The 21,515-nt window shown below is 68.0% G+C and carries 32 protein-coding genes; 10 read left to right on the top strand and 22 right to left on the bottom strand.

The genetic code is table 11. The features are described 5' to 3' along the window. Nucleotides 1–12: 12 nt before the first annotated feature. The 3 genes from J2S59_RS01655 to J2S59_RS01645 are packed head-to-tail and all read left to right on the top strand — an operon-like array spanning nucleotide 13 to nucleotide 1,591. A complete protein-coding gene (locus J2S59_RS01655) occupies nucleotides 13–909 on the top strand; it encodes a hypothetical protein (protein ID WP_306824745.1) in 897 nt (298 codons plus the stop codon). Nucleotides 910–959: 50 nt separating this feature from the next. Further along, the gene (locus J2S59_RS01650) at nucleotides 960–1,205 is read left to right on the top strand and encodes a type II toxin-antitoxin system VapB family antitoxin (protein WP_068125258.1); all 246 of its coding nucleotides are present in this window, start codon (nucleotides 960–962) and stop codon (nucleotides 1,203–1,205) included. Further along, nucleotides 1,202–1,591, top strand: a complete 390-nt coding sequence (locus J2S59_RS01645) for a type II toxin-antitoxin system VapC family toxin (protein ID WP_306824744.1) — start codon at nucleotides 1,202–1,204, stop codon at nucleotides 1,589–1,591. Before J2S59_RS01650 ends, J2S59_RS01645 begins: the two co-directional genes overlap by 4 nt. A 3-nt stretch (nucleotides 1,592–1,594) precedes the next feature. Here J2S59_RS01645 and J2S59_RS01640 read toward each other — a convergent pair whose 3' ends face one another. Further along, nucleotides 1,595–2,446: an LLM class F420-dependent oxidoreductase gene (locus J2S59_RS01640; RefSeq protein WP_068119897.1), complete on the bottom strand. Its 852-nt coding sequence runs from the start codon at nucleotides 2,444–2,446 to the stop codon at nucleotides 1,595–1,597. Nucleotides 2,447–2,620: 174 nt separating this feature from the next. On the opposite strand from J2S59_RS01640, the gene dapE reads away from it, so the two are divergent. Genes dapE through J2S59_RS01610 form a run of 6 tightly spaced genes read left to right on the top strand, consistent with a single transcriptional unit; the run spans nucleotide 2,621 to nucleotide 8,328 of the window. Next, entirely contained in the window at nucleotides 2,621–3,691 is a 1,071-nt protein-coding gene (gene dapE / locus J2S59_RS01635) for a succinyl-diaminopimelate desuccinylase (RefSeq protein ID WP_068119901.1), read from the top strand. Then, the gene (locus J2S59_RS01630) at nucleotides 3,688–4,446 is read left to right on the top strand and encodes an LOG family protein (protein ID WP_220138395.1); all 759 of its coding nucleotides are present in this window, start codon (nucleotides 3,688–3,690) and stop codon (nucleotides 4,444–4,446) included. The genes dapE and J2S59_RS01630 overlap by 4 nt, the downstream gene beginning before the upstream one ends. Further along, nucleotides 4,443–4,700 (top strand): DivIVA domain-containing protein, encoded by a 258-nt coding sequence (locus J2S59_RS01625; RefSeq protein ID WP_068119899.1) that lies wholly within the window; start codon nucleotides 4,443–4,445, stop codon nucleotides 4,698–4,700. The genes J2S59_RS01630 and J2S59_RS01625 overlap by 4 nt, the downstream gene beginning before the upstream one ends. A 4-nt stretch (nucleotides 4,701–4,704) precedes the next feature. Continuing rightward, nucleotides 4,705–6,012 carry an ArgE/DapE family deacylase gene (locus tag J2S59_RS01620; RefSeq protein ID WP_306824743.1) on the top strand — a complete coding sequence of 436 codons (1,308 nt, stop codon included), beginning with the start codon at nucleotides 4,705–4,707 and terminating at the stop codon, nucleotides 6,010–6,012. Nucleotides 6,013–6,046: 34 nt separating this feature from the next. Then, entirely contained in the window at nucleotides 6,047–7,438 is a 1,392-nt protein-coding gene (locus tag J2S59_RS01615) for an amidase (protein WP_306824742.1), read from the top strand. A 23-nt stretch (nucleotides 7,439–7,461) separates the two neighbouring features. Next, entirely contained in the window at nucleotides 7,462–8,328 is an 867-nt protein-coding gene (locus tag J2S59_RS01610) for an SDR family NAD(P)-dependent oxidoreductase (protein WP_306824741.1), read from the top strand. On the opposite strand, the gene J2S59_RS01605 is transcribed toward J2S59_RS01610, so the two are convergent. From J2S59_RS01605 to J2S59_RS01595, 3 genes are all read right to left on the bottom strand, one after another. Continuing rightward, complete coding sequence (locus tag J2S59_RS01605; RefSeq protein ID WP_068124344.1) at nucleotides 8,325–9,281, bottom strand: putative endonuclease domain-containing protein; 957 nt, start codon at nucleotides 9,279–9,281, stop codon at nucleotides 8,325–8,327. The genes J2S59_RS01610 and J2S59_RS01605 overlap by 4 nt on opposite strands. A gap of 115 nt (nucleotides 9,282–9,396) precedes the next feature. Continuing rightward, nucleotides 9,397–10,329: an SDR family oxidoreductase gene (locus J2S59_RS01600; RefSeq protein ID WP_068124343.1), complete on the bottom strand. Its 933-nt coding sequence runs from the start codon at nucleotides 10,327–10,329 to the stop codon at nucleotides 9,397–9,399. Beyond that, complete coding sequence (locus J2S59_RS01595) at nucleotides 10,326–11,264, bottom strand: bile acid:sodium symporter family protein (protein ID WP_068124342.1); 939 nt, start codon at nucleotides 11,262–11,264, stop codon at nucleotides 10,326–10,328. Before J2S59_RS01595 ends, J2S59_RS01600 begins: the two co-directional genes overlap by 4 nt. Before the next feature lie 189 nt (nucleotides 11,265–11,453). On the opposite strand from J2S59_RS01595, the gene J2S59_RS01590 reads away from it, so the two are divergent. After that, complete coding sequence (locus J2S59_RS01590) at nucleotides 11,454–11,882, top strand: hypothetical protein (protein ID WP_181642539.1); 429 nt, start codon at nucleotides 11,454–11,456, stop codon at nucleotides 11,880–11,882. A 91-nt stretch (nucleotides 11,883–11,973) separates the two neighbouring features. On the opposite strand, the gene J2S59_RS01585 is transcribed toward J2S59_RS01590, so the two are convergent. The 18 genes from J2S59_RS01585 to J2S59_RS01500 form a co-directional block, all read right to left on the bottom strand. After that, the gene (locus J2S59_RS01585; RefSeq protein WP_068124340.1) at nucleotides 11,974–12,174 is read right to left on the bottom strand and encodes a hypothetical protein; all 201 of its coding nucleotides are present in this window, start codon (nucleotides 12,172–12,174) and stop codon (nucleotides 11,974–11,976) included. Then, complete coding sequence (locus J2S59_RS01580) at nucleotides 12,171–12,356, bottom strand: hypothetical protein (protein ID WP_068124339.1); 186 nt, start codon at nucleotides 12,354–12,356, stop codon at nucleotides 12,171–12,173. The genes J2S59_RS01585 and J2S59_RS01580 overlap by 4 nt, the downstream gene beginning before the upstream one ends. 2 nt (nucleotides 12,357–12,358) lie before the next feature. Further along, entirely contained in the window at nucleotides 12,359–13,090 is a 732-nt protein-coding gene (locus tag J2S59_RS01575; RefSeq protein WP_068124333.1) for a sigma-70 RNA polymerase sigma factor region 4 domain-containing protein, read from the bottom strand. Continuing rightward, a complete protein-coding gene (locus tag J2S59_RS01570; protein WP_068124345.1) occupies nucleotides 13,071–13,307 on the bottom strand; it encodes a hypothetical protein in 237 nt (78 codons plus the stop codon). The genes J2S59_RS01575 and J2S59_RS01570 overlap by 20 nt, the downstream gene beginning before the upstream one ends. Further along, a complete protein-coding gene (locus tag J2S59_RS01565; RefSeq protein WP_068124331.1) occupies nucleotides 13,300–13,488 on the bottom strand; it encodes a hypothetical protein in 189 nt (62 codons plus the stop codon). Before J2S59_RS01565 ends, J2S59_RS01570 begins: the two co-directional genes overlap by 8 nt. Further along, nucleotides 13,485–14,228: a ribonuclease H-like domain-containing protein gene (locus J2S59_RS01560; protein ID WP_306824740.1), complete on the bottom strand. Its 744-nt coding sequence runs from the start codon at nucleotides 14,226–14,228 to the stop codon at nucleotides 13,485–13,487. The genes J2S59_RS01565 and J2S59_RS01560 overlap by 4 nt, the downstream gene beginning before the upstream one ends. 90 nt (nucleotides 14,229–14,318) lie before the next feature. Next, nucleotides 14,319–14,597, bottom strand: coding sequence for a hypothetical protein (locus tag J2S59_RS01555; RefSeq protein ID WP_068119317.1), 279 nt, complete (start codon nucleotides 14,595–14,597; stop codon nucleotides 14,319–14,321). Next, nucleotides 14,594–15,055 (bottom strand): DUF3310 domain-containing protein, encoded by a 462-nt coding sequence (locus J2S59_RS01550; protein ID WP_220138365.1) that lies wholly within the window; start codon nucleotides 15,053–15,055, stop codon nucleotides 14,594–14,596. Before J2S59_RS01550 ends, J2S59_RS01555 begins: the two co-directional genes overlap by 4 nt. Beyond that, entirely contained in the window at nucleotides 15,052–15,696 is a 645-nt protein-coding gene (locus J2S59_RS01545; protein WP_181641723.1) for a toprim domain-containing protein, read from the bottom strand. The genes J2S59_RS01550 and J2S59_RS01545 overlap by 4 nt, the downstream gene beginning before the upstream one ends. After that, on the bottom strand, nucleotides 15,696–16,178 hold the full coding sequence (locus J2S59_RS01540) for a CHC2 zinc finger domain-containing protein (RefSeq protein WP_068119312.1): 483 nt from the start codon (nucleotides 16,176–16,178) through the stop codon (nucleotides 15,696–15,698). The genes J2S59_RS01545 and J2S59_RS01540 overlap by 1 nt, the downstream gene beginning before the upstream one ends. Then, the gene (locus tag J2S59_RS01535; RefSeq protein WP_181641722.1) at nucleotides 16,175–16,582 is read right to left on the bottom strand and encodes a hypothetical protein; all 408 of its coding nucleotides are present in this window, start codon (nucleotides 16,580–16,582) and stop codon (nucleotides 16,175–16,177) included. Before J2S59_RS01535 ends, J2S59_RS01540 begins: the two co-directional genes overlap by 4 nt. 991 nt (nucleotides 16,583–17,573) lie before the next feature. Then, nucleotides 17,574–17,939, bottom strand: coding sequence for a hypothetical protein (locus tag J2S59_RS01530; protein ID WP_068119307.1), 366 nt, complete (start codon nucleotides 17,937–17,939; stop codon nucleotides 17,574–17,576). A gap of 274 nt (nucleotides 17,940–18,213) precedes the next feature. Continuing rightward, on the bottom strand, nucleotides 18,214–18,984 hold the full coding sequence (locus tag J2S59_RS01525) for an AAA family ATPase (protein WP_181641721.1): 771 nt from the start codon (nucleotides 18,982–18,984) through the stop codon (nucleotides 18,214–18,216). A gap of 26 nt (nucleotides 18,985–19,010) precedes the next feature. Further along, complete coding sequence (locus tag J2S59_RS01520) at nucleotides 19,011–19,334, bottom strand: hypothetical protein (RefSeq protein WP_068119297.1); 324 nt, start codon at nucleotides 19,332–19,334, stop codon at nucleotides 19,011–19,013. An 11-nt stretch (nucleotides 19,335–19,345) separates the two neighbouring features. Next, on the bottom strand, nucleotides 19,346–19,888 hold the full coding sequence (locus J2S59_RS01515) for a hypothetical protein (protein WP_306824739.1): 543 nt from the start codon (nucleotides 19,886–19,888) through the stop codon (nucleotides 19,346–19,348). Nucleotides 19,889–19,921: 33 nt separating this feature from the next. Continuing rightward, on the bottom strand, nucleotides 19,922–20,599 hold the full coding sequence (locus J2S59_RS01510) for a RecB family exonuclease (protein ID WP_306824738.1): 678 nt from the start codon (nucleotides 20,597–20,599) through the stop codon (nucleotides 19,922–19,924). After that, a complete protein-coding gene (locus J2S59_RS01505) occupies nucleotides 20,589–20,795 on the bottom strand; it encodes a hypothetical protein (RefSeq protein ID WP_068124558.1) in 207 nt (68 codons plus the stop codon). The genes J2S59_RS01510 and J2S59_RS01505 overlap by 11 nt, the downstream gene beginning before the upstream one ends. Then, nucleotides 20,792–21,208: a hypothetical protein gene (locus tag J2S59_RS01500; RefSeq protein ID WP_068124557.1), complete on the bottom strand. Its 417-nt coding sequence runs from the start codon at nucleotides 21,206–21,208 to the stop codon at nucleotides 20,792–20,794. Before J2S59_RS01500 ends, J2S59_RS01505 begins: the two co-directional genes overlap by 4 nt. Nucleotides 21,209–21,515: the final 307 nt, after the last annotated feature.

Below are 21,515 nucleotides of genomic sequence, written 5' to 3'. Positions count from 1 at the left end.
CAGGATTGGGGCATGGCCACCTCGCTCCTCGACCCCCGCAGCACCAGCTTCCAGGTCGCCTCGAGCGCCGTCATGGGCGCCTGGGCGCTGATCGACCCCAACCGACCGACGCGTCGCGGGCAGATCGCCTACCGCGTCGGGTCGGCAGCGGCGGTCGGGGCGTCGGTGTGGATCGGTGCGCGCGACGAGAAGGGCGAGCCGTTGGGTGACGGCCTGCGCACTGCGCTGGCCGCCGGCAGCGCGGTCGGGTCGCTGGCGCTCATGCGCCCAAGCGAGCGGATCGACGCCCGCTGGCACGGCTTCCTGCGCCGGCGGGGGATCCGGCACCCGCGCGTGCTGTCCGCGGCGTTCACGGTGGGGATGTATCTCGCCACGCATGCGCTGGAGCGATGGGTCGAGGCCGACACCGGTGACGACGACGCTGCGATCGCCGAGCTGATCGAGCCGCTCGACGACCGGTTGCGGGCGCTGATCATGGCGATCCTCGAGCAGACCGAGGATCACGGCTCGTTGGCGCTGCGCGCCCAGCTCGGCCGGGTCCAGCGCGTGCGGACACCGGAGGAGCGCGAGGTCGCCTCATGGGTGCTGCTCGACATCGACGAGGACGATGCGCCCCTCGCCGTACCCGCCAATGCGGTCTTCCCGGTGCGCGCCCGCTACGCGACGCGACGCGGTGCGCTCGACCTGCAGATCCAGGTCGCTGACGGTCTGCTCAACTCCGTCGGGTGGGAGCTGGTGGACCCGTCCGACCTCGACGAGCTGGTCGACGACACCCTCGACACCGACGACATCCTCGGCGACACCTTCGACACCGACGACATCCTCGGCGACACCGCGCAGTGGCCGACCGCCGAGGAGGTGCTGCTGCTCGTGGAGACCAGCCGCGGCCTGGAGCCCGTCGTCCGCTAGGCCCGGTCCGCACGCAGCGCCGGGCTTCTACCGTCGCGGTAGAATTGCGCATGGCCACGATGAACATCAAGGACCCGGAGGTCCACCGGTTGGCGCACGAGTTGGCTGCCCGTCGGGGTACGTCGGCGACCCGCGCCGTGCGTGAGGCGCTCGAAGATGCCTTGGCGCGGGACAAGCGAAGCCGCGAGGGCATCGCGGCGGAGCTGCTCGAGCTGAGTGCAGAGTTCCGGGCCAGCAACCCCCGGCCCGGGTTGGATCCTGACGATCTCTACGACGAGCGCGGTCTGCCACGTTGATCATCGACAGCTCGGCGATCGTCGCGATCGCGCGTGAGGAGTCCGAGGCAGTCACGTTCACCGCGGCGATCGAGAACGCTGCCGATGTCCGCATCTCCGCAGCGACGTTGTTCGAGGTCACGCTGGTCCTCGGCCCGGATGCGCACGACTATGTGGACCAGTTCGTGGAATCCGGCCGGATCGAGGTGGTGGCGTTCGACGCCCGCCAGTACCACGTCGCGCGCCGTGCCCACGCAGCCTATGGCAGAGGCTCGGGCTCGCCGGCCCGGTTGAACTTCGGAGACTGCTTTGCCTACGCGTTGGCAATCGTCAGCGAGATGCCGTTGCTGTTCAAGGGGCAGGACTTCGTGCACACCGACGTCGTCCCTGCCGTCGCCGTGAGCTGACGCTCAGCCGCTGAGGCCGAGCTTCCCGGCGAGGCGGTGCGCGAAGGCGGCCGCCTCGTCCGCCGGCTTGTCGGGGAACGACCACAGGCACTCGGTGACGCCCGCCTTCTCGTACGCCGCGAGGATCTCGGGGTCGGGCTTGGTGACCATCAGGGCGACGACGTCGGGCTGACCCTCGCGGCCCTCGGCGTCCCACGCCTCGCGCAGCCGGGCGATCTTGTCGGCGATGTCGGTCTCGATCGGCGTGGTGATCCAGCCGTCGGCGTGCCGGGCGATCCAGGCGAAGGTCTTCGGGCCGCCGCCGGCGCCGATGAGCACGGGTACGTGCGCCTGCACGGGCTTGGGCCACGCCCAGCTCGGGCCGAACTTCACGAACTCGCCGTCGTAGCTGCCGGTCTCCTCGGTCCACAGCGCCCGCATCGCCTCGACGTACTCCTTGAGGACCGTGCGTCGCTTGTTGGCCGGGACGTGGTGGTCGGTGAGCTCGTCGACGTTCCAACCGAAGCCCGCGCCGAGGGTGACCCGCCCGCCCGAGAGGTGGTCGAGCGTGGCGATCGCCTTCGCGAGCGTGATCGGGTCGGACTCCACCGGCAGCGCGACCGCGGTGGAGAGCCGGATGCGCGAGGTGACGGTCGCGGCCGTCGCCAGCGAGACCCACGGGTCGAGGGTGCGCATGTAGCGGTCGTCGGGCAGCGTCTCGTCACCCGTGCCGGGGTGGGCGGCTTCCCGCTTGACGGGGATGTGGGTGTGCTCGGGCACGTAGAACGTGGCGAAGCCGGCCTCCTCGGCCGTCCTCGCCGCCTCGGCCGGAGTGATCCCGCGGTCGCTGGTGAACAGCACGATGCCATGACGCATGGCCGCGACTTTATAGAACAAGTTCCACTTTTGGACAGGTGTCCAGAGAAATCCCCGGCGGCAGTTTCACCGCCCGTCTAACGACACGCCCGCTCGTCGTACGAAACTGCCCGGCGTGTCGGGCAGAAACGTTAGTCGGGCGGTGAAACTGCCGGGTGTGATGGGATGGCGCCCATGACTGCCGCGGCCCCGGACCTCGACCTCACCGTGGACGCGGTGCGGCTCACCCAGCAGCTGGTCGACATCGGCTCAGTGAGCGGGGAGGAGCAGGTGATCGCCGATGCGGTGGAGCGGGCGCTGGCGGCGCAACCCCACCTCGAGGTGATCCGCGACGGGGACAACGTCGTGGCGCGCACCCACCTCGGCCGCGCGGAACGGGTCGTCATCGCCGGCCACCTCGACACCGTGCCGCTCAACGACAACCTCCCGAGCCGGCGCGACGAGACCCACCTGCACGGGCTCGGCTCGTGCGACATGAAGGGCGGCGTGGCGGTCGCCCTGCGGACGGCGGCGACCCTGCCGGAGCCCAACCGCGACGTCACCTACGTCTTCTACGCGTGCGAGGAGGTCGAGGAGGTGCGCAACGGCCTGCGCCACCTCGCCCGGGAACGCCCCGAGCTGCTCGCCGCCGACTTCGCGATCCTCATGGAGCCGTCCAACGCCGGGGTCGAGGCCGGCTGCCAGGGCACCATGCGCGTCGACATCGTCACCCGCGGCGAGCGGGCGCACTCCGCGCGCTCCTGGATGGGCGTCAACGCCATCCACGGCGCCGCCGAGGTCCTCGCTCGGCTCAACGCCTATGAGCCGCGGCGCCCGGTGATCGACGGGCTGGAGTACCGCGAGGGCCTCAACGCCGTCTTCGTCTCCGGCGGCGTCGCCGGCAACGTGCTGCCCGACGAGTGCCGGGTCTCGGTCAACTACCGCTTCGCGCCCGACCGCTCGCCCGAGGAGGCCGAGGCCCACGTGCGTGAGGTGTTCGCGGGGTACGACGTGACGGTCACCGACTCCGCCCCCGGCGCGCTGCCGGGGCTGAGCGTCCCGGCCGCCGCCGCCTTCGTGGAGGCCGTCGGCGGTGAGGTCGCCCCGAAGTTCGGCTGGACCGACGTCTCGCGCTTCAGCGCCCTCGGCGTACCCGCGGTCAACTTCGGTCCCGGCGACCCGCTCCTGGCGCACAAGCAGGACGAGCGCGTGCCGTACGCCGACATCGAGCTCACCGAGTCGCGACTGCGAGCATGGCTGTCATGAGCAGGGACTTCACGCGCGGTCGCCCGACCCGCACCTCGACGGCCGACCAGCGACTCCTCGACGACCGGGGCCACGGTGGCTGGACCCACACCGACGTGTGGCGGGTCATGAAGATCCAGGCGGAGTTCGTCGAGGGCTTCGACGCCCTGTCGGAGCTCGGGCACGCGGTCAGCGTCTTCGGCTCCGCACGGACTGCGGCCGACCACCCCTACTACGCCCACGGCCTGGAGGTCGGCCGCCGACTGGTCGAGGAGGGATTCGCCGTCATCACCGGCGGCGGGCCCGGCGCGATGGAGGCAGCGAACCGCGGCGCCCAGGAGGCCGGCGGCATGTCCGTGGGCCTCGGCATCGAGCTGCCGCACGAGCAGGGCATGAACCCGTGGGTCACCCACGGCATCAACTTCCGCTACTTCTTCGCCCGCAAGATGATGTTCGTGAAGTACGCCCAGGGCTTCATCGTCCTGCCCGGCGGCTTCGGCACCTTCGACGAGCTGTTCGAGGCGCTCACGCTGGTGCAGACGCAGAAGGTCACCTCCTTCCCGATCGTGCTGGTCGGTACGGCGTACTGGCGCGGCCTGGTCGACTGGCTGCGCGACACCGCCGCGGCCGAGGGGATGATCTCGGCCGCCGACGTCGATCGACTGCAGCTCACCGACGACCTCGAGGAGGCCGTGCGCGCGATGGTCGAGGCGCGCGACGTCGACGAGGGCGGCCCCGGCGAGGGGGAGCACCCGGCTCCGTGGGGCTGGGCGTGACCGCCTGGCTCCTCGCGATCGGCGTGGTCGTCCTGATCGGTGCCGTCGCGGTCGTGGCGACCGGTCGCGGCGAGGCGATGCGCGACGTCACCCGCGAGCGGCGCGCCGCCCGCGTGCCGGCCAGCGGCCCGTTGACCGGCGGCGACCTGCGCCGGGTGCGGTTCAGCACAGCACTGCGCGGCTACCGCGCCGACGAGGTCGACGAGCTCCTGGCCCGACTCGCCGCCCAGCTCGACGACCCCGACGTACGGTGAGCGCATGACGCGCCCGGACCCCGCCTTGGACAAGCACGAGCAGCTCGTGCTCGACCACCTCGACGAGGACAAGCTCGTGCGCGACCTCGCGACCCTGATCCGGGTCCCGAGCGTCTCCGGCACCCCCGCGGAGTGGGAGGTCCAGGAGGTCGCCGCCGGCATCCTGGCCGACGCCGGCGCGCACGTCGACCTGTGGGACATCGATCTCGAGGAGATCACCGCCGACCCGTGGTTCCCCGGCCAGGAGGTCGAGCGCGACCGGGCGCTCGGGCTGGTCGGCACGCTCGGCGGGTCCGGTGACCACGACCCGACCGAACCGGCCGGCCTGATCCTTCAGGGCCACCTCGACGTGGTCCCGCCCGGCGACCCCGAGGCCTGGGCCGGCTCCGACCCGTTCTCCACCGAGCTGCACGGCGGCGCGATCTACGGCCGGGGCGCGGCCGACATGAAGGCCGGCGTCGCGGTCAACCTCGCGGTCGCCGCCGCCGTGAACGCTTCCGGCCTGCAGCTGGCCCACCCCCTCGCCGTGCACTGCGTGACCGGCGAGGAGGACGGCGGGCTCGGCGGGTTCGCCACCCTGCGGCGCGGCTACCGCGGACAGTCGGCCGTCATCACCGAGCCGACCGGCGGCCGGATGATCATCGCCTGCGCCGGCGCCTTGACCTTCCGCATCGAGGTGCTCGGCAAGTCCGCCCACGGCAGCCTGCGCCGCGAGGGCATCAGCGCGTTCGAGGCGTTCCTCCCGATCCACCGCGCCCTGCTCGCACTCGAGGCCGAGCGCAACGCCGACCCCGACCCGCTCTTCGCCGGGCGCGAGCTGCCCTACGCGCTCTCGATCGGCCGGGTCGAGGCCGGCGACTGGGCCAGCTCCGTGCCCGATCGGCTCGTCGCCGAGGGACGCTTCGGCGTGATGCTCGACGAGGACCCCCGCGTGGCCCGCACCCACTTCGAGGACGTCGTCAACCAGGCCTGCCTCGACGACCCGTGGCTGCGCGAGCAGCGCGCGTTCGTCACGTGGCCCGGCGGGCAGTTCGCCAGCGGGCGGCTCGACGCCGACCATCCGCTCATCGACGACGTACGCCGCTGCGTCCTTGACACCGGCGGCGCCGCACCACCGGTGCGCGGCGAGGTCTACGGCAGCGACCTGCGGCTCTACGCCGGCATCGGCGGGATCCCCACGCTGCACTACGGTCCGGGCGACCCGCGGCAGGCGCACGCGCCGATGGAGCACGTGTCGATCCAGGAGGTCGTCGACGTCGCGCGCGCCCTGGTCGTCCTCGCCGTACGCCGGTGCGGGGTGCGCGAGGGCTGACGGGGGAGTGTGCGGGGCGCTAGGTTCAGGCGGCATGCCCCTCCCCGATGACGCCACCGCCCTCGTCGAGCAGGTCGCGGGCGGTGAGCGCACCGCCGCTGCGGTCCTCGAGCTGTCCCTCGACCGGATCGCGCAGCACGACCCTGCGCTGCGGGCGTTCTCCGTCGTGCTCGCCGACGAGGCGCGCGCCGAGGCTGCCGCCCGCGACGCGGAGCTGGCGCGGGGACGCGCACGCGGACCCCTGCACGGCGTACCCGTGGCCGTCAAGGAGGAGCTCGACGTCGCCGGATGCGTCACGACGTTCGGCGGCCGCGGCAACCGCACGTCCGCCGCCGAGGACGGTGAGGTGGTGCGCCGCCTGCGTGCAGCTGGAGCGGTGATCGTCGGCAAGACCCAGATGCCGGAGTTCGGCCAGTGGCCCTTCACCGAGTCCGTCGCCTACGGCCACACCCGCAACCCGTGGGACCTGACCCGCTCGCCGGGAGGCTCCAGTGGGGGTACGGCGGCCGCGGTCGCCGCCGGTCTCGTGCCGGTCGCGATCGGCGGGGACGGAGGCGGTTCGATCCGGATCCCGGCCGCCTGCTGCGGCATCTTCGGGCTCAAGCCCCAGCGCGGACGGGTCTCCAGCGGTCCGAACGCCCATCTGTGGTGGGCGCTCGGCACCGTCGGTCCGCTGAGCCGCACGGTCCGTGACAGCGCGCTGGTCTACGACGCGATCCGGGGCAACGCGCCCACGGACGTCTTCACTGCGGCCGACCCCGCGGAGTCGTTCAGCGCCGCCGCCGACCGGGAGCCCGGACGGCTGCGCATCGGCTGGTCGGCCAAGCCCGTCAGCCTCGGGGTGCGGCCCGATCCCGTCAACGTGCAAGCCCTGCGCGACACCGCGCGGCTGCTCGCCGACCTCGGGCACGACGTCCGCGAGATCGACCCGGCGTACCCCGACCCCACCGCGGCGTTCGTCCCGCAGTTCCTCGGCGGCGTGCGCGCGGAGGCCGAGCTGGTGGAGGACACGCGCGCCCTCGAGCGGCGTACCCACCAGACGCTGCTCATGGGCCGTTGGGCCACCGACAAGGTCGTGCGCGGTGCGATCCGGCGCGGCGAGGAGGTGGAGCGCAAGGCCAACCGGGTCTTCGACGACGTCGACGTGCTGCTGACGCCGACCATCGCGTGCCGCCCGCCGCGCCTGGGCCGGCTCGACGGCGCCGGCACCGTCCGTGCCGCGTTGCGCTCGATGCCGATGATCGCCTACACGGCGCTGTGGAACGTCACCGGCAACCCGGCCGCCAGCGTGCCTGTGGGCCTCGGCCCCGACGGCCTCCCGCTCGCCGTGCAGCTGGTCGGACGCACCGGTGACGAGGGCACGCTGCTCTCGCTCTCGGCGCAGGTCGAGGCGGCCCAGCCGTTCCCGGTCCCGCCGCTGGGCTGAGCGGGCTGTCGTAGGGTCCGGCCGTGTCCCTCACCCCGATCCTCACCCGCCTGACCGCCGGTCCGGCCACTGTCGTCCGCGCCGTCGCCGGACGCGCCCTCCCGTCACGGCTCGCCGGCCGCACCGTGCTGATCACCGGCGCCTCGTCGGGCATCGGTGAGGCATCCGCGTACGCCGTCGCGGCGCGGGGCGCCCACGTCCTGCTGGTGGCCCGTCGCGCCGACGAGCTCGACCGCGTGCGGGCCGCGATCGAGGAGCGCGGGGGTCGCGCCACGGCGTACGTCTGCGACCTCGTCGATCCCGAGCAGGTCGACGCACTCGTCGCGCAGGTGCTGGCCGAGCACGGCGCGGTCGACGCGCTGGTCAACAACGCCGGCCGCTCGATCCGGCGCTCGGTGCGCAACTCGTTCGACCGCGCTCACGACTTCGAGCGCACGATGGCGATCAACTACCACGGTCCCGTGCGGCTCACCCTCGGTCTGCTGCCCGCGATGGTGGAGCAGCGCCACGGTCACGTCGTCAACGTCGTGACGTGGGGGGTGCAGGCGAAGTCGCCGAAGTTCGCTGCCTACATCGCCTCCAAGACCGCGCTCGACACGTTCGGCCGGATCGTCGGACGCGAGCTGCTGCTCGACGGCGTGACGGTCACCAACATCCGCTTCGCGCTCGTGCGCACGCCGATGATCGGTCCGACGAAGCTCTACGACAAGGCGCCAGCCATGTCGCCGGAGACCGCCGCCGCGCGCATCGTCCTCGCCCTCGAGGCCCGCCCGCTGACGATCAACACCGCCGCCGGCACCGCCCTGGGACTCTTCACGACGTTCGTCCCCGCCGCCTCCGACGTGGTCTTCGCCGTCGCCGACCGGCTCCTGCCCGACTCCAGTCGTTAGCGATGTCGCGGGGTGTCACTGGGTGGCACCAGCGAACATCGTTGTCGCGTGCAGGGGTGGGGGCGACCGGACCAGCCCGCTGACTGCAGAAGGGTCGCGACCTTGAGGGCGGTCTCGCAGGCACGGTCGAAGACCTGGCCGTAGGTCAGCCGGACGGTGCGAGCGCCGGAGAGAGCAGCATCCAGGTCGCGCTCGAAGTCCCGATCGCGCGCTCGGGCATGGTCGTGGTGCGCCCGTCCGTCGAGCTCGACGATCAGCCCGTCGTACGCGGCGTCCCGATAGATGCGTCCGACCGGACCGTCGGCAACCGCCTGGCGGACCCCGCGCGGCAGACCGTGGGGACGTTCGACGCGGTCGACGTAGCCGTGCTCGAGCGTCGAGTGCACGCCCGTGGCGAGATCGTCCAGTACCCCGCTGAACCAGCGCCGATCGGGGAAGCGCTTGCGGCGCCGGAGGGCTGCGGCGATGCGGGGTGCCGTCGTGCGGCGCGCCCGCACCGGTGCGGTCAAGATCGCCACGGCCGCGGTGCGCGTCGGGGCTGCTGCCGCGAGGTCGAGGATGGCTTCCTCGATGCGCAGCCGCGGCGGGTCGGCGTTCCACTGCACCCGCTCAACGAGGTGGTCGACGCGCCGCAGGGTGACGTCCTCCGGCAAGAGGACCCGCCGGCCGCGGGCGACCACGAGTTCGATGTCTCCCTCCTTCTCGCCGAGTCCCGCGGCCGCCAGCGCCGACGAGCCAGCCAGCGCGGCCGGCCAGGCGTGCAGGACCGCGGCGATCGTGCGTTGCTCCCAGGTCAACGGTCCGGTGTGGTCGACGTACACGCCCGGATGGACGACCGCGAGCTCGCGGCGCCGGAGCAGGCGCCGGATGTCGGCGCGGCTGTGACCGCGGGCGAGCAGCGTCCGGCGTGTGACCACACCGAGGTGGGCGGCGTCGGGCGGCTCGGGCAGCATCGGTCGAGCATGCCGTCGGACGGCTGGGCACGTCGTCAGTCCTGTGGACAACCGCTCGTGCCCGGGAACGATGTCCTCTGGTGCCACCGAGTGACACCTGACAACATCGTTGACCTCAGGTGCGCCCGGCGCGTGCCGCCCAGGCGTCGAACGCCTCGGCGCTGGTCTTCGACGGCGTGTAGCCGAAGACCAGCTTGAGCCGGTCGTTGGCGAGGACCGGGCGGTACTGCAAGAACACCGTCTGCTCAGGTCCGTACGCCGTGAGGCCCAGCCGCTTGCCGATGCCGAGCACCCAGCGCAGGACCGGCTCGGGGATGCTCAGCGTGGGCTTGCCGAGACGGGTGGCGATCTCGTCGATGGTCAGCGCGCCGTCGCCGGCGACGTTGAAGGCGCCGGTGACCTCGCCGGTGACGGCCTGCTCGACGATCGCGGCGACGTCGGTGTCCCAGATGAAGACGAAGGGGGAGTCCGAGCCGCGCACCTTCAACAGCCGCCTGCGCTCGAAGAGCGCGGTGATCTGGTTGTCCACGCGCTCGCCGAGGATCGTGCCGATGCGCAGCACCACCTGCTCGAGCTCGGGGTGCGCCTCGCGGGCGGCGGCGAGCATCTGCTCGACCTTGCGCTTGTGGTCGCTGTAGGCGAACTCCACGTTGCCGCGCAGCGGGTCGTCCTCGTGCAGCCAGCCGTCGTGGGCCGCACCGTTGTCGGGGTGGTAGCCGTAGGCCGCCCCGCTCGACGACACCACGAGCCGGCGTACGCCGTGGGCCAGGCACGCCTCGAGGACGTGCCGGCTGCCCTCGACGTCGACGGCGTGCTCGCGGGCGCGGTCGGAGTCCTTGCCGGGGGTGACGATCGACGCCAGGTGGACGACCACCTCGGGGCGGTGCTCGGCGAACGCCGCGTCGACCGCCGCCGGGTCGGTGACGTCGACCAACGCGTCGGCGCCGGGGCGGACGTCGGCGGCGACCACCTCGTGGCCGCCGTCGCGCAGCCGCGCGACGACCGACGTGCCGAGGAACCCGAGCCCGCCGGTGACGAGGACCCTCACCGCACTCCCTCCGGCTCGGCCGGTGCCGCGGGAGCACTGGTGCCGGTGCGGGCGCGCCAGACGATCGCGACCGCGAGGCCGGCGATGATGTCCCAGATGCCCCACCACGCGGCGGCGAGCGCCATCCCGCCGAGGCCGTCGAAGTAGGTGAAGACCAACAGCAGGCCGAGCCCGGCGTTGCGGATTCCGACCTCGAAGGTCATCGCTTTGGTGCTGGCCTGCGGCAGGCCGGTGGCGCGGCCGACGGCGTACCCGAGGGCGAGCGCCAGCGCGTCGTGCAGGAAGACGGCGAGCAGCACGACACCGATGTAGGAGACGAAGATGCTCCAGTTGTTGGTGACGCCGATGATGATGATGCCGGCCAGCCCGAGGTAGGAGACCGGCCCGACGACCTTGTGGGCGACGGCGGCGAACCGCGGCCATAGCCGCGCGATCGTGATGCCGGCGACGAACGGGATGCCGATCACCGCGCCGACCTCGAGCAGCATGTCGAACGCCGACAGCTCGATGTCGCGCAGCAGCTCCTTGCCGGTCGGGTGCAGACCGCCCCAGAAGGCGACGTTGAGCGGCATCAGGAAGATCGCCAGCACGTTGCCGACCGCGGTCATCGACACCGACAGCGCCACGTCGCCGCCGGCGCGGTGGGTGAGGATGTTGGAGACGTTCCCCGGCGGGCAGCACGCGACGAGGATCAGGCCGAGCGCCACCGATCCGCGCAGGTCGAGCGCGAGCGTGAGGACGAACGTGATCGCCGGCAGCAGCAGGAACTGCGCCACGGTGCCGATCGCGATGCTGCCGGGCCGCTTGGCCGCATGCACGAAGTCCGCGAACTTCGTGTCCAGGGCGATGCCGAAGAGGATCGCGCCGATCACGATCTTCAGCGTCGTGAGCGAGCCCTCCTCGAAGGCGATGCGGATGCTGTCGACCTCATCCATGGGTGCCTCCCGCCTGCAGCGCTGCGATCTCCTGCCGCACGGTGGTGCGATAGGCGTCCTTGTTGACGTAGTAGGACAGCGGTTGCGACCTGCGGAAACGCGACAGGGGGAGGGTACCCCAATGTGACAGTGACAGTGAGCACCCTTGTCAACTTGCAGAATTGTTAGTGTCAACTGCACACTGAAGGCATGGCTAACCGGACAGTTGTCCCGGATGCGACGACCCTACGTCGCTACCTGGACAAAGGACTGACTCAGGCACAGATTGTTGATGCCTGGGAAGCGGACTCTGGGGTCCGCGTGTCCCGCTCCGCCATCGCTATGGCGATCAGTCGCCTCGGCCTCGAATCATCGAGACCCGCCAAGCGTCACACCGACCTGCTGCCTTGGGTTCTGAAGAAAGAACACCAGATGGCTACCGAAGCTCGACTGCTTCGGATCGAAGGTCGCCGCCGACGCGGCGAGTCGCTGTCGAAAGCTGACCTCACCTGGGTGTCCAACTGGGTGGAGGGGCTGCACCGAGACAACGCAGTCATCACCTACCTGCCGAACACGAAGCAAGGCTTCCACCGTGTAGCGCGTGTGAAGTCGGACGGCGACAACATCATCCGACCCTGATGCAGCTCGCACGGTAGGCGCTAGGGCTGCAAACAGAAGACCCCCGAGGGAATGTATCCCCGGGGGTTCTTCATGCGCTCTACGGAATGGGCTACTCGGAGGTGAACTCCTGCGCGGCGACGCCTGCAAGGTACAAACCTTGCAGCATCCTCCCCGTCACCGTCCCGTAGTGGAGCAGCCCCACCAGGGCTGCCACCACATCATCCCCACGAGACACCGTGACCGTCTCGTTCTCAGCGAACTGATCCACGAAGGCTTCGACTTCCTGGAGGCAGGCAGCGTAGGCGCTCACTCGAATCCCCCGAGCAGCGCGTAGGCGACCTTCGCCGCCTCCTCCTTGGAGAGTGGGATGACCGCCCGGAGCGGCTCATCGCCGGGACCGGTGGTGTCAAACACCTCCAGGTAGACATCGTCGTCGTAGTAGTCGACCTCGACCTTGCCTGACTCGTTCTCGACCCGCTCATATAGCGCCATCGTCACACCTCATCGTCTTCATACTGAGTCTGCGTCAGCGCACGCGCAGCCGCATTGGACATCGCCCTACGACCAGACGGCCAAGGCTGACCAGTGGAGTGGTCACAGTCCTCATCATGCAAACGGGCGGGAGCGAACCCGCCCAGATGCTTCACCATCCGCTTCAACGCACGGTCATGCCGATAGGACATGACCTGATGCGACACCTCATGCTGGTCAGCCATGTAGTTGTTGCTCTTGTCGTCCCGATGGAACGCCAACAACAACTCCTTGTCCTCGGCATCCAACTGCTCGAACGCACGAGCCACATCGGCCAGACCGGCAGCCCAGTTGCCACCAGTGGCAGGGTCGGACGGAGTGGAACGCCCACCATCAGGGGTGGGCTTCTCCAACCAAGACTCCGGGTCGAACACCACATCAAGCAGCGCAGCAATCTCGCCCTTGCGGTAGAACTTCAAGTCCTCCCGCGAGTAGCCCAGCTTCTGGGCTTTCGCATCCTCGCCGGCATCGTGCATCGCGTTGCGAACAGCACGGCCCAGCATCCTGGGCCCAGACTGCTCATCAACCTCGAACCATTCAGCGATCTTGTGCTTGTGCTGAAGCATCCACACCCACGCCGCCTGGCTCATGTCTTCACGGTCGAAGCCGTACTTGCGGTAGCGACCGGCGTACTCGGCTGCCGCCGACTCCACCAGATTCGTGTACTCGGCAAGATCAACGCTCGTCTTCGCCACCCCGCTCTCGCGTCCACGCAACCGCGTTGCGGACATAGACCACCGAGTAGGCGACCACGCCGGCAAGGAATCCCCACTGCTGTGTCGTGAGGCTGTAGGCCAACCACAACACCTGCCCGGCGATGCCGACGTACCACGCCCACCAGACCTTGCGCCCGGCAAGGTAGAAGCAGGTCAGCCCCACCGCAGTGAGGGCCCAGGACCACAGTTCACTCATCGCCATCCCCCACCAGACGCACCGACACGAAATCCCGTGTCGGATGCTCAGTCACCTGGACCATGTAGTCGTCAGGGTCGATGTCGAGAGCGTCATCGCCTCGCATCACCACCGAACCGCCAGCCTTGCGGAGCAGCGCGATGGCGAGCTGACGCCATCCGCGCAACAGGTCGTCGGTCACGAGATGCCCCGCAACTCCACCGTGCTGACCGCACGCTTGCCGCGCGACCACGACTGGCACTGGTTGCAGCGGTAGCGGCGGTACTTGCCGAGGCGCGTGTAATCGAACCCGCGCCGTACCAGAGGGCCACCGCCACACTTCGGGCAGTTCGCTGCGCCCGACTCATCGTCGGCGTACAGCGACGAGATCGGCAGCGTCTTCAAGTACGGGAGGAGCTTGTGGTACAGCTCCTCCGTGACCTTCACGTCCTGGACGTTGTACCGCTTGAAAAGGTTCCACGCCTTGGGGTCGCCGGCAAGACACTGGGTCCACAACTTGAAGCCGGTGTGGCTGAGCTTCCCCTCCAAGCCGACAGCAGTCGACACGTACTGGAGTTTGTGGCTAGGGAAGTACGCCTGGCGAGCCTCCCGATACAGGTCCACCAGCTTCACCGGGGACGGCGGGGGCATCCCCGCCTCCATGAACTCACGAGTGAAGTGCCGCATGTCGAACGACTTGTGGTTGTAGCCGACCACCACGTCGGCTTCGTCAATCAGCTTCCACGCAGCCTCCACCATCTCCTCACGGGAGTGGTGGAACTCCGAATAGAACACTGTCTTCTTCTCGCCCACCCACTTGGCTGCGAAGCACAGCATCCGAGTGGGCTCCACGATCTGGTCGATGGAGATGAACTGATTCCTCAGTCCCCAGGTGTAGGCCAGGATGGGACTGGTCTCGATGTCGGTTACCAGAACTCGCATCTGAATCGCTACCGAACTCCACCGGCACACCCACGGTGGATTGACATGCTGTTAGGTGTCAATATAGTGGATAGGTTTGCGTGATGCCAGTTACAGGGCAGCCCCACAGGAAGGGCATGGGCGCCCGAACACCACCCAGTCCATGTGCGGCACTCGCGTGTCGCAGGCGACGAGCCCGAGGCGCTTGTTGGCAAGGCTCTCGACGTACGCGGCGTACCGCCCGGCCTGCCAGTCCGTGAAGCGTCCAGGCCAGACCTGCGACCACGCGAGCGGGATGTTCGGCAGTGACGGATGGAGCACCCTGTACTCCAGGGGCTCCCCGTCGTCGTCGCGGAGCGTGCCGTGGTCGACGGTGGTCGGCGTGCTCACGCCGACTCCTTCTCGCGGCGAGCAACCTCGCGCTCGATATACCACGCCGCTTTCTTCAAGTCCTGGATCGGGTTGCCCTTGTGGTCAGCCCGCCAGATGTACTTCAAGGCGTTACCCATACAGAAGTTGAAGTGCTCGGTGATGTCGATGCACTCCACCGGCAGGTGCCGGTAGTGCGGAGGGAGCGCCACCGGGTCAGTCTCCAGCTGGTCGATGGAAGCCGCCAGCGACACGTCATTGAACCTCTCCCGCGCCTCATCGCGGGCAGCGTCGAACGACTCGATCAGCTTCAGTTCCGCTGGGAGGTAGATGGTTTCTTCACCCTCGCCGTCCAGGAGCACCGCGACATACTCTCCCGACAGGCCATGCCGTGGGACGGTCACCTTCCCGCAGTTGCCGTAGTTGCGGAGCCCGTCGTGCGCGACCACCACCCGGTCGCCAACCTTGAAGTCGCTCACAGACCCATCGCCTCCCGCACAGCATCCGGGCCCACAGCCAACACCCAAGTGTTCATGTCCTCACCGGGCGGTGGCGTCACCACCCGCCCACTCGGAACGTTCTTCGCAATCTTCAAGGCGTGCTTCATCCCCGGGTTGCTCCCGTCTTCCTTCACATCGTTATCCGCCACCACAAGCACCTGGTCTTTATCCGCGAAACAACGCGACCAATGGTCCTGCCATTGAGTGCCCGGCGTACCCACAGCTGGCACACCCACCAACGCAGAACAAACCAACGCATCGAACTCCCCCTCACACAGAGCCACCACCGGCTCATCACCAAGCAACGCAGCCGTGTTGTAGAGGCGGGCCGCAGAAGACGGCCCGTCATACTTCGAGCCCTCGCCAGCAAGGCGACGGAACTTCAGTTTCACCACACCAGCAGCAGTCAGATAAGGGATAGACAACATCCCGACGAACCGCTCGTGACCGGGCGCAGGTTCGTCCACAAACCCCAGCCGATACTCGGTGGCGACCTCGCGGGTGATCCCGCGTGACGCCAGAAACTCTCGCGCCTCGGCAATGTTCCCCTCATAGGCAGTGGTCGCCACCTCCAACGCTTCGCGTTGCGAGGTCGACAAGATCAGGGAGTCGAGTGTCATCAGAACCTCCCCCACGGCGGCGTCCAGTTACGCCGCCCCTGCTTGGAGCTGGTTCGCTTCGGCATCAGCGAAGACGACTGCTGCGGTGCGGAAGTCGCACCGTCACCGAAGTGCTCCTTGGCGAATGCGAGAGAGGCACGGAAGTCCAGCCCCTCCTTGTCGGAGATGACATCTATGGCGTCACCAGAGAAGTCGCAGCCGTGACAACGGAAGTAGCCTTCGTCCTCATTCACAGAGGCCGACGGGTTACTGTCCTCATGGATAGGGCAGGTGGCCTTGCGCCACTCGCCGTTCCCGCTCAGCACGCGGGCACCGTAGTGTTCGATCACCGCGAGGATGTCGAACTTCGGTGGAGCCTGGTAGGCCATGTGACTCCTGTCTGATGGAAAGAGAAGGTTGAAGACGAACTGCGGTGACAGCAGAAGGGTCAGAGGCCACCCGATGATTCGGGCGGTCTCTCGCCAGACCCACAGGCGGCTCATGGCAGGTGGTTGTCTCGGTCCACTGCCTTGCCGCCCCACCCGTTGCGTCGGGCCTTCACGTCCTTCGCCACCTCGGCGAAGTCGCCCTTCGGCTCAGGCGGGGTGTCGATGTCAGCCACCAACTGCTCCACCCCTTCAGCGGAAGTGGTCGATGCCACCGCCCAGCCGGTCGCCAGCCCCCGGCACGGGTGCTTCTCCCACGCCTTCAACGCCTGCGCTTGCGTGGAATACGGGCCGAACGAAAAGAACAACGGCGTCGAAGTTCCAGTACGGAACGTGATCGAGTGAGTGGTGCGCTCGCCACGCACCCGGTCCAACTCGGCAGCAACCAGCTCAGCCAGCGCCTCGGGGGTGTCGGCCCCGGCGATGAGCAGCGAGGCCAACGCCTCGCGCTCCTTCTTCAACAACCTCATCATGCACTCCGCTGATAGGTGTCAACATGCGCCCTAGACAAAGGGCGCTTGGTCAGGTGAAACAACCCGCAATCGGGGCAGCGGTAGTACCGCAACGGCGTGCCCCGCTGTGCGCTGTAGCGCAGCGCCTTCCTGATCGCCGTCTCCACATCAGGCAGACACTTCTTGCCCGAACCTGGGCAGGTGACGAACCGCTTCACTGCCACTCCCACTGCCACTCCCCGGGACAGGTGGCAGGGTGGTCATCGGCGTGTCGGATGGCGCCCTCCCATGAGGCGAAACCTTCATGGTTGCCGCATCCCCAGCACATCCAAATCCACGGGCAGTGCCAGTGCGAGCTGGGGTTCCCCCAGTTGCTGGGCCACTGCGAGCGACGCACCACCTGCTTCGCCATCACGAATCCTTCCGGCAGACGTGCGACCGCAGAGCAGTAGTCGCCTCTGCCTCAGACTCGAAGTCGAAGTCGTAGCAGCCGTACTCGCACAGATACACGAAGCATCCAGCCTCGACAGACCACTTGACAGTCATCAGATACTCCTTCCATGAAGGAGACTTGGGACACCATCCAGGCCACTGCCGTCCTGGCGATCTTCGGCTACGGCATCTGGAAGGTCAGCGCCCACCTGTGGTTCAGCCTGTTCGGGTGAGCCATAGCCGGCCTCATGCAGCAGCGTGGTCAAGTCGGTCAAGGACACGAGCACGCCCCAGTCACCGACAGACTTCTCGCCCTGGCCGTCTCCACGGAACACCACGAACGGCAGACCGCCACGGGCATCAGCCCGTGCCTGCTTCAGCCAGGCGGTCGGGTTGAACTCCCGACGCGCCTTCACCTCAACAGCCAAACCGGGCATCCCGGTGACATCGACACCGGAGCGACCGGCTCCGGTGCTCTCGGCCCAGACCCACCCGTGGGTGGCGAACCACTCGGCCACCACTTTCTGGCTTCTCATTCCCCTCGCCTTGCGGCTTCCCACGCTTGCCATCACGCCCCCCCGAGGTAGGCGCGGGCGACAGCGAGGGCGTTGCCGTCGTATCGGAGGTCGCACGCGGGGTTGGGGTGCGTCGCTTCCAGCAATCCCGCCGTGTCGTCCAGCCAGTCCGCCACCGCCAGCCATGAGCGGGCCAGGCGATTGCTGTCCCGGCGCCCCACGCTGTCCCACGCGCAGCCGCCCTGGATCAGACTGCACTCCACGCACACGTTGTGCATCGAGCCGCACGGTTCGGGGCAGATCGAGCGGTCGAACCAACTGTCGGTCCAGTCCTCGCACTGACAGGTCATTGAATCGGTGCGAACGACGTGCTCTGAGCGAATCCGCTCCGCTGCTTCACGCAGCGTCTCGGCGCTCACAGGTGCTCCACGAATGAGTAGAACTCCCGAGCCGGAGCAGTCTTATAGTCACACCGGTAGCACTCCAGAGCCCAGTCGCCATGCAGGCGACTGTCTTTGCAACCACCACACGCCAGCGCCGGGGGAAGCCAGCCGCAACCATGCGGCTTGCGGTACAGCACCCACTCGGCAGCACCCTGGCTGCAAGGCTTCTCGTCACTGAAGTCGCAGGGAATCTCTAGCGACCCGAACTCCTCACGGAGCTCCACGGGGAACCGAAGGATCGTTGCCTCAGTCATGCCGCCCTCCCGGATTGCATGTCGTGTCGGGACAGATAGAACGTGCAGCGAGACGGGTCGACATAGAGCGTCACGTACCGCTCGCCACTCGCATCCCCAGGACCGAAGCGGTTCTTCACCGCAGCAATCCGCATCTCGTTGTCGGAACGAGCAATCGAAAGGATCACCTCGGGCAGCTGAGAGACCTTGCCCTGGAGCTTCACCCGCGCAGCGGGCTTGCTGTTGTCTTTCTCGGACTCGCTGTTGTGGTGCAACACGAACACCGATGAACCGGTGATCCGCACAAGGCGCTTCAACGCCTTGGTGGTGTCACGCATCCCCATCCACTCGTTGTCGTTCTCAGGAACGACGTTCATCAGGTTGTCGATGACGATGATGGAAGGGAACTGTCCGTACGCCTCAGCGAACGCCGCAGTCTCCAGCTCCAGGTCGCGGTAGGTGGGGTCCGTCTCGAACACCCACCGGATGTGCGAGAGGTGCGTCAGTGCGGGGGCGTAGTCGACGCCCGCCGCGATACCCGCCTCGATCTGGTCTTGGGTTTCGCCAGTGACCATCGCGGTTGCCCGCTTCATGGACTCGTACTCGTCGGTGTCTGCGGAGAAAAACAATGTGGGTAGACCCATGCGCCCCACCCAGTAGAGGGTCAGCATCGACTTCAGTGATGCTGGGGTTGCCGCGATCATGGTGACGGTGCCGCGTCGCAGGCGGATGCCTGCTTGCTCCAGTGTCGGGAAGACGGTGGGCAGCTGCTGGATGGCAGGCCCCACCCGGCGCTTCGCGCCAGCGAGGGTTCTCACTTCAGCTCGACCCGCTCGTAGCGCTCGGAGGTGAAAGGCAGGTGCAGCTCGCGCCGCCACTTGCCCGTGGCGTGGACGAAGTACCCGCCCCAACCAATGCTGTAGAGCTGGCGGCATGCCTTGCTCCGCACCGTGTCCCCTGGCCCGAACACCTCCACCGGAGGTTTGATCTTCTCAACGGACACGACGTGCTTGTTTGCGACGAACGAGCGCACGTCGTCGGCATCAACAAAGAAGCCGAGGGAGACGGTGCAGTCCACCGCGCCCTCCAGCACCACTCGAACCTTGTCGCCCTCGACGGGCGTGTACTTCTCACTCATGTTGAACCTCTCTACGGATCGCAGTTGATTGGTGCGGCGACCGCGAGGGCGGCGGCATGGGAGCCGCCAACCCTGCGGTCAGAAGCCGACCAGTTGTCCCAGATGAACTCGGAGAAGTGACCGTCGTCCTTGCTGCGCTGGTTGGGGCACGTCCACATCCGCATCGCCTTGCCGGACTTCGCCGTGAACGACTTGAACTGGATGGGCGTGGCACACCCGCCGCAGACCTTCCCCTCCGGGTGAGGCGTGCCGTTGACAGGCCCACCGGCAGCAACCGGTGCTGCCTGCGCCACAGGCGGCTGGCCCCAGCCGTTGTTCTGGGGTGCAGGGGTCGGGGCAGGAGCCGCGACCGGAGCAGCAGTGGGGGTAGAGGGCTGCGCGATGCTTCCGACCGCGCTAGCGCCACGGAGGTTCGCCTTCGCCTGGGCGTACACGTCGTACGGGAACCCGGCCAGGTAGTCGGCCAGCTCCTCCGCAGAGTCGGCGCGGAAGTTCACCATGTCGCCGTCGGTGTCCTTGATGGATGCCTGGAGCTTGAATCCTTCAGTGCTCATTGCTGTCGTTCTCCTTGCTGTTAGGTGTCACATTCAGAGCGAAGCAAGCGGGTCGACACCCGCTGCCTTCGAGCCATTCACAACCGAGCAGTAGTCAGAGACCCCGCACCATGCCTGGCAGTTGTTGGCGGGCTTCGGCAAGAACGATCCGGCGTTGATCCCCGCAGCAGCCTCGGCATACAGCTGAGACATCAGCGGTGCAGTCCACCGCGCCAAAGAGCGCGGGGTGCCATGCGTGCCCTTGTTGGCATCCCAGAAGTAGCCCCACTCGGGGCGGAACTGGGAGCCGTAGGCAATCTCCAGGCCGGTGGCGTAGAGACCAAGCTGCTCATCGAAGTCCGGCAGTCGACCGGACTTGATGTCCAGCACAGCAAGCTGGCCGGACGGCAGCACGAACACGCGGTCAATGAACATCTTCACCGGGATGTCTCCCGGGAGTTTGATGTTCAACTCAATCTCGATGGCAGGGTTGCCGTCGGGGGTGACCCAGATTTCCCAGCCGGCGTTCTCTGCCCGCCAGTCGAGCCACCGTTGGATCATGGCGGGGCCGTTGTCGGCCCACCATTCGGGGCCTTTCTTCCCGCCGTAGGCAGCCGAGGCGCGTCCGGTGAGGGAGTATTGGTCCTGGGTGTAGGACGGGGACTGGTCTTTGCGGTTCTTCAGTTCCTCGTCCCAGCAGCGGGCCCAGAGAGCGGAGAGGTCAGAAGCCATCGGACAACTCCCCAGCGGCGAACCCCAGAAAGATCAAGAGGGCGCCGGTGAGCAGGTTCAGCACCGCGACATCGGCCCACGGGTCGAAGGCAAGCACGCCGAAAAGCCCCAGGTATGCGATGAGGAGGAAGGAGGGTGCTGTAAGCAGACCGACGACCCACAGCACGCACGCGAGCACCGCCAGTGCGCGGCTCATGCCGGCACCCCGGACAGCACCTCGTAGGTGCCGGGATAGTGGTGCTCATACTCCTCCACCGCCGACGCCTTCACGTCGTCGGAGACAAGCGTGGGCTCCACGTAACGGATGCGACGCACTCCGTCGCCGTCGGTGTAGACGATGCCGGTCTTGTCGGTGCGGGTGTTGCGGATGATTTCGCCACCGTCGAGCTTGAACTCGGTGCTGATGCGGTCCAACTCCCCGGGCAGGAACAGCCATGTTTCACCGAGGTTCGCCAGGTTCGCTCTGATGTACTTGCTTCCCCGGTGGCCTTCCACCACCGTGGCGACACAGCCGACGACCGTGGCGACACAGCCGACGACCCGCTGGTCGGGGTCGTCGGGGAATGTGCCATTCACCCGAACCCGATCACCCACCTTGAACTTGCTCATGTCTAACTCCTTCGGTTCTTGCGCTTGCCGCGCTGCTGTCGAGTGGGGGCGGGTGGTCCAACCACCCCGCCACAGGACCGGCACAACCACATGCGCCGGTTGGTGACCCGGGCTTGACCCCGGATCGGTTGGTCCTCCAGGCCGCAGCCGGGGTGTGGACACATCACTTGTGCTCCTTCCAGGAGTCCAGGTCGCAGGTGCTGCACACCAGCGCCCCACGCTTAGAGCGGAACCGGTCTGACTCACACCAGCGGCAGAAGGCTGCGTCTGCCTCGCCTTGCGGCGGCAGCTCCAGGGCGTTCACTGG

The organism is Nocardioides massiliensis (assembly GCF_030811215.1).
GTDB lineage: Bacteria > Actinomycetota > Actinomycetes > Propionibacteriales > Nocardioidaceae > Nocardioides_A > Nocardioides_A massiliensis.
Note: the sequence above shows the minus strand (reverse complement) of the source record. Positions and strands in the feature narration are given on the sequence as shown.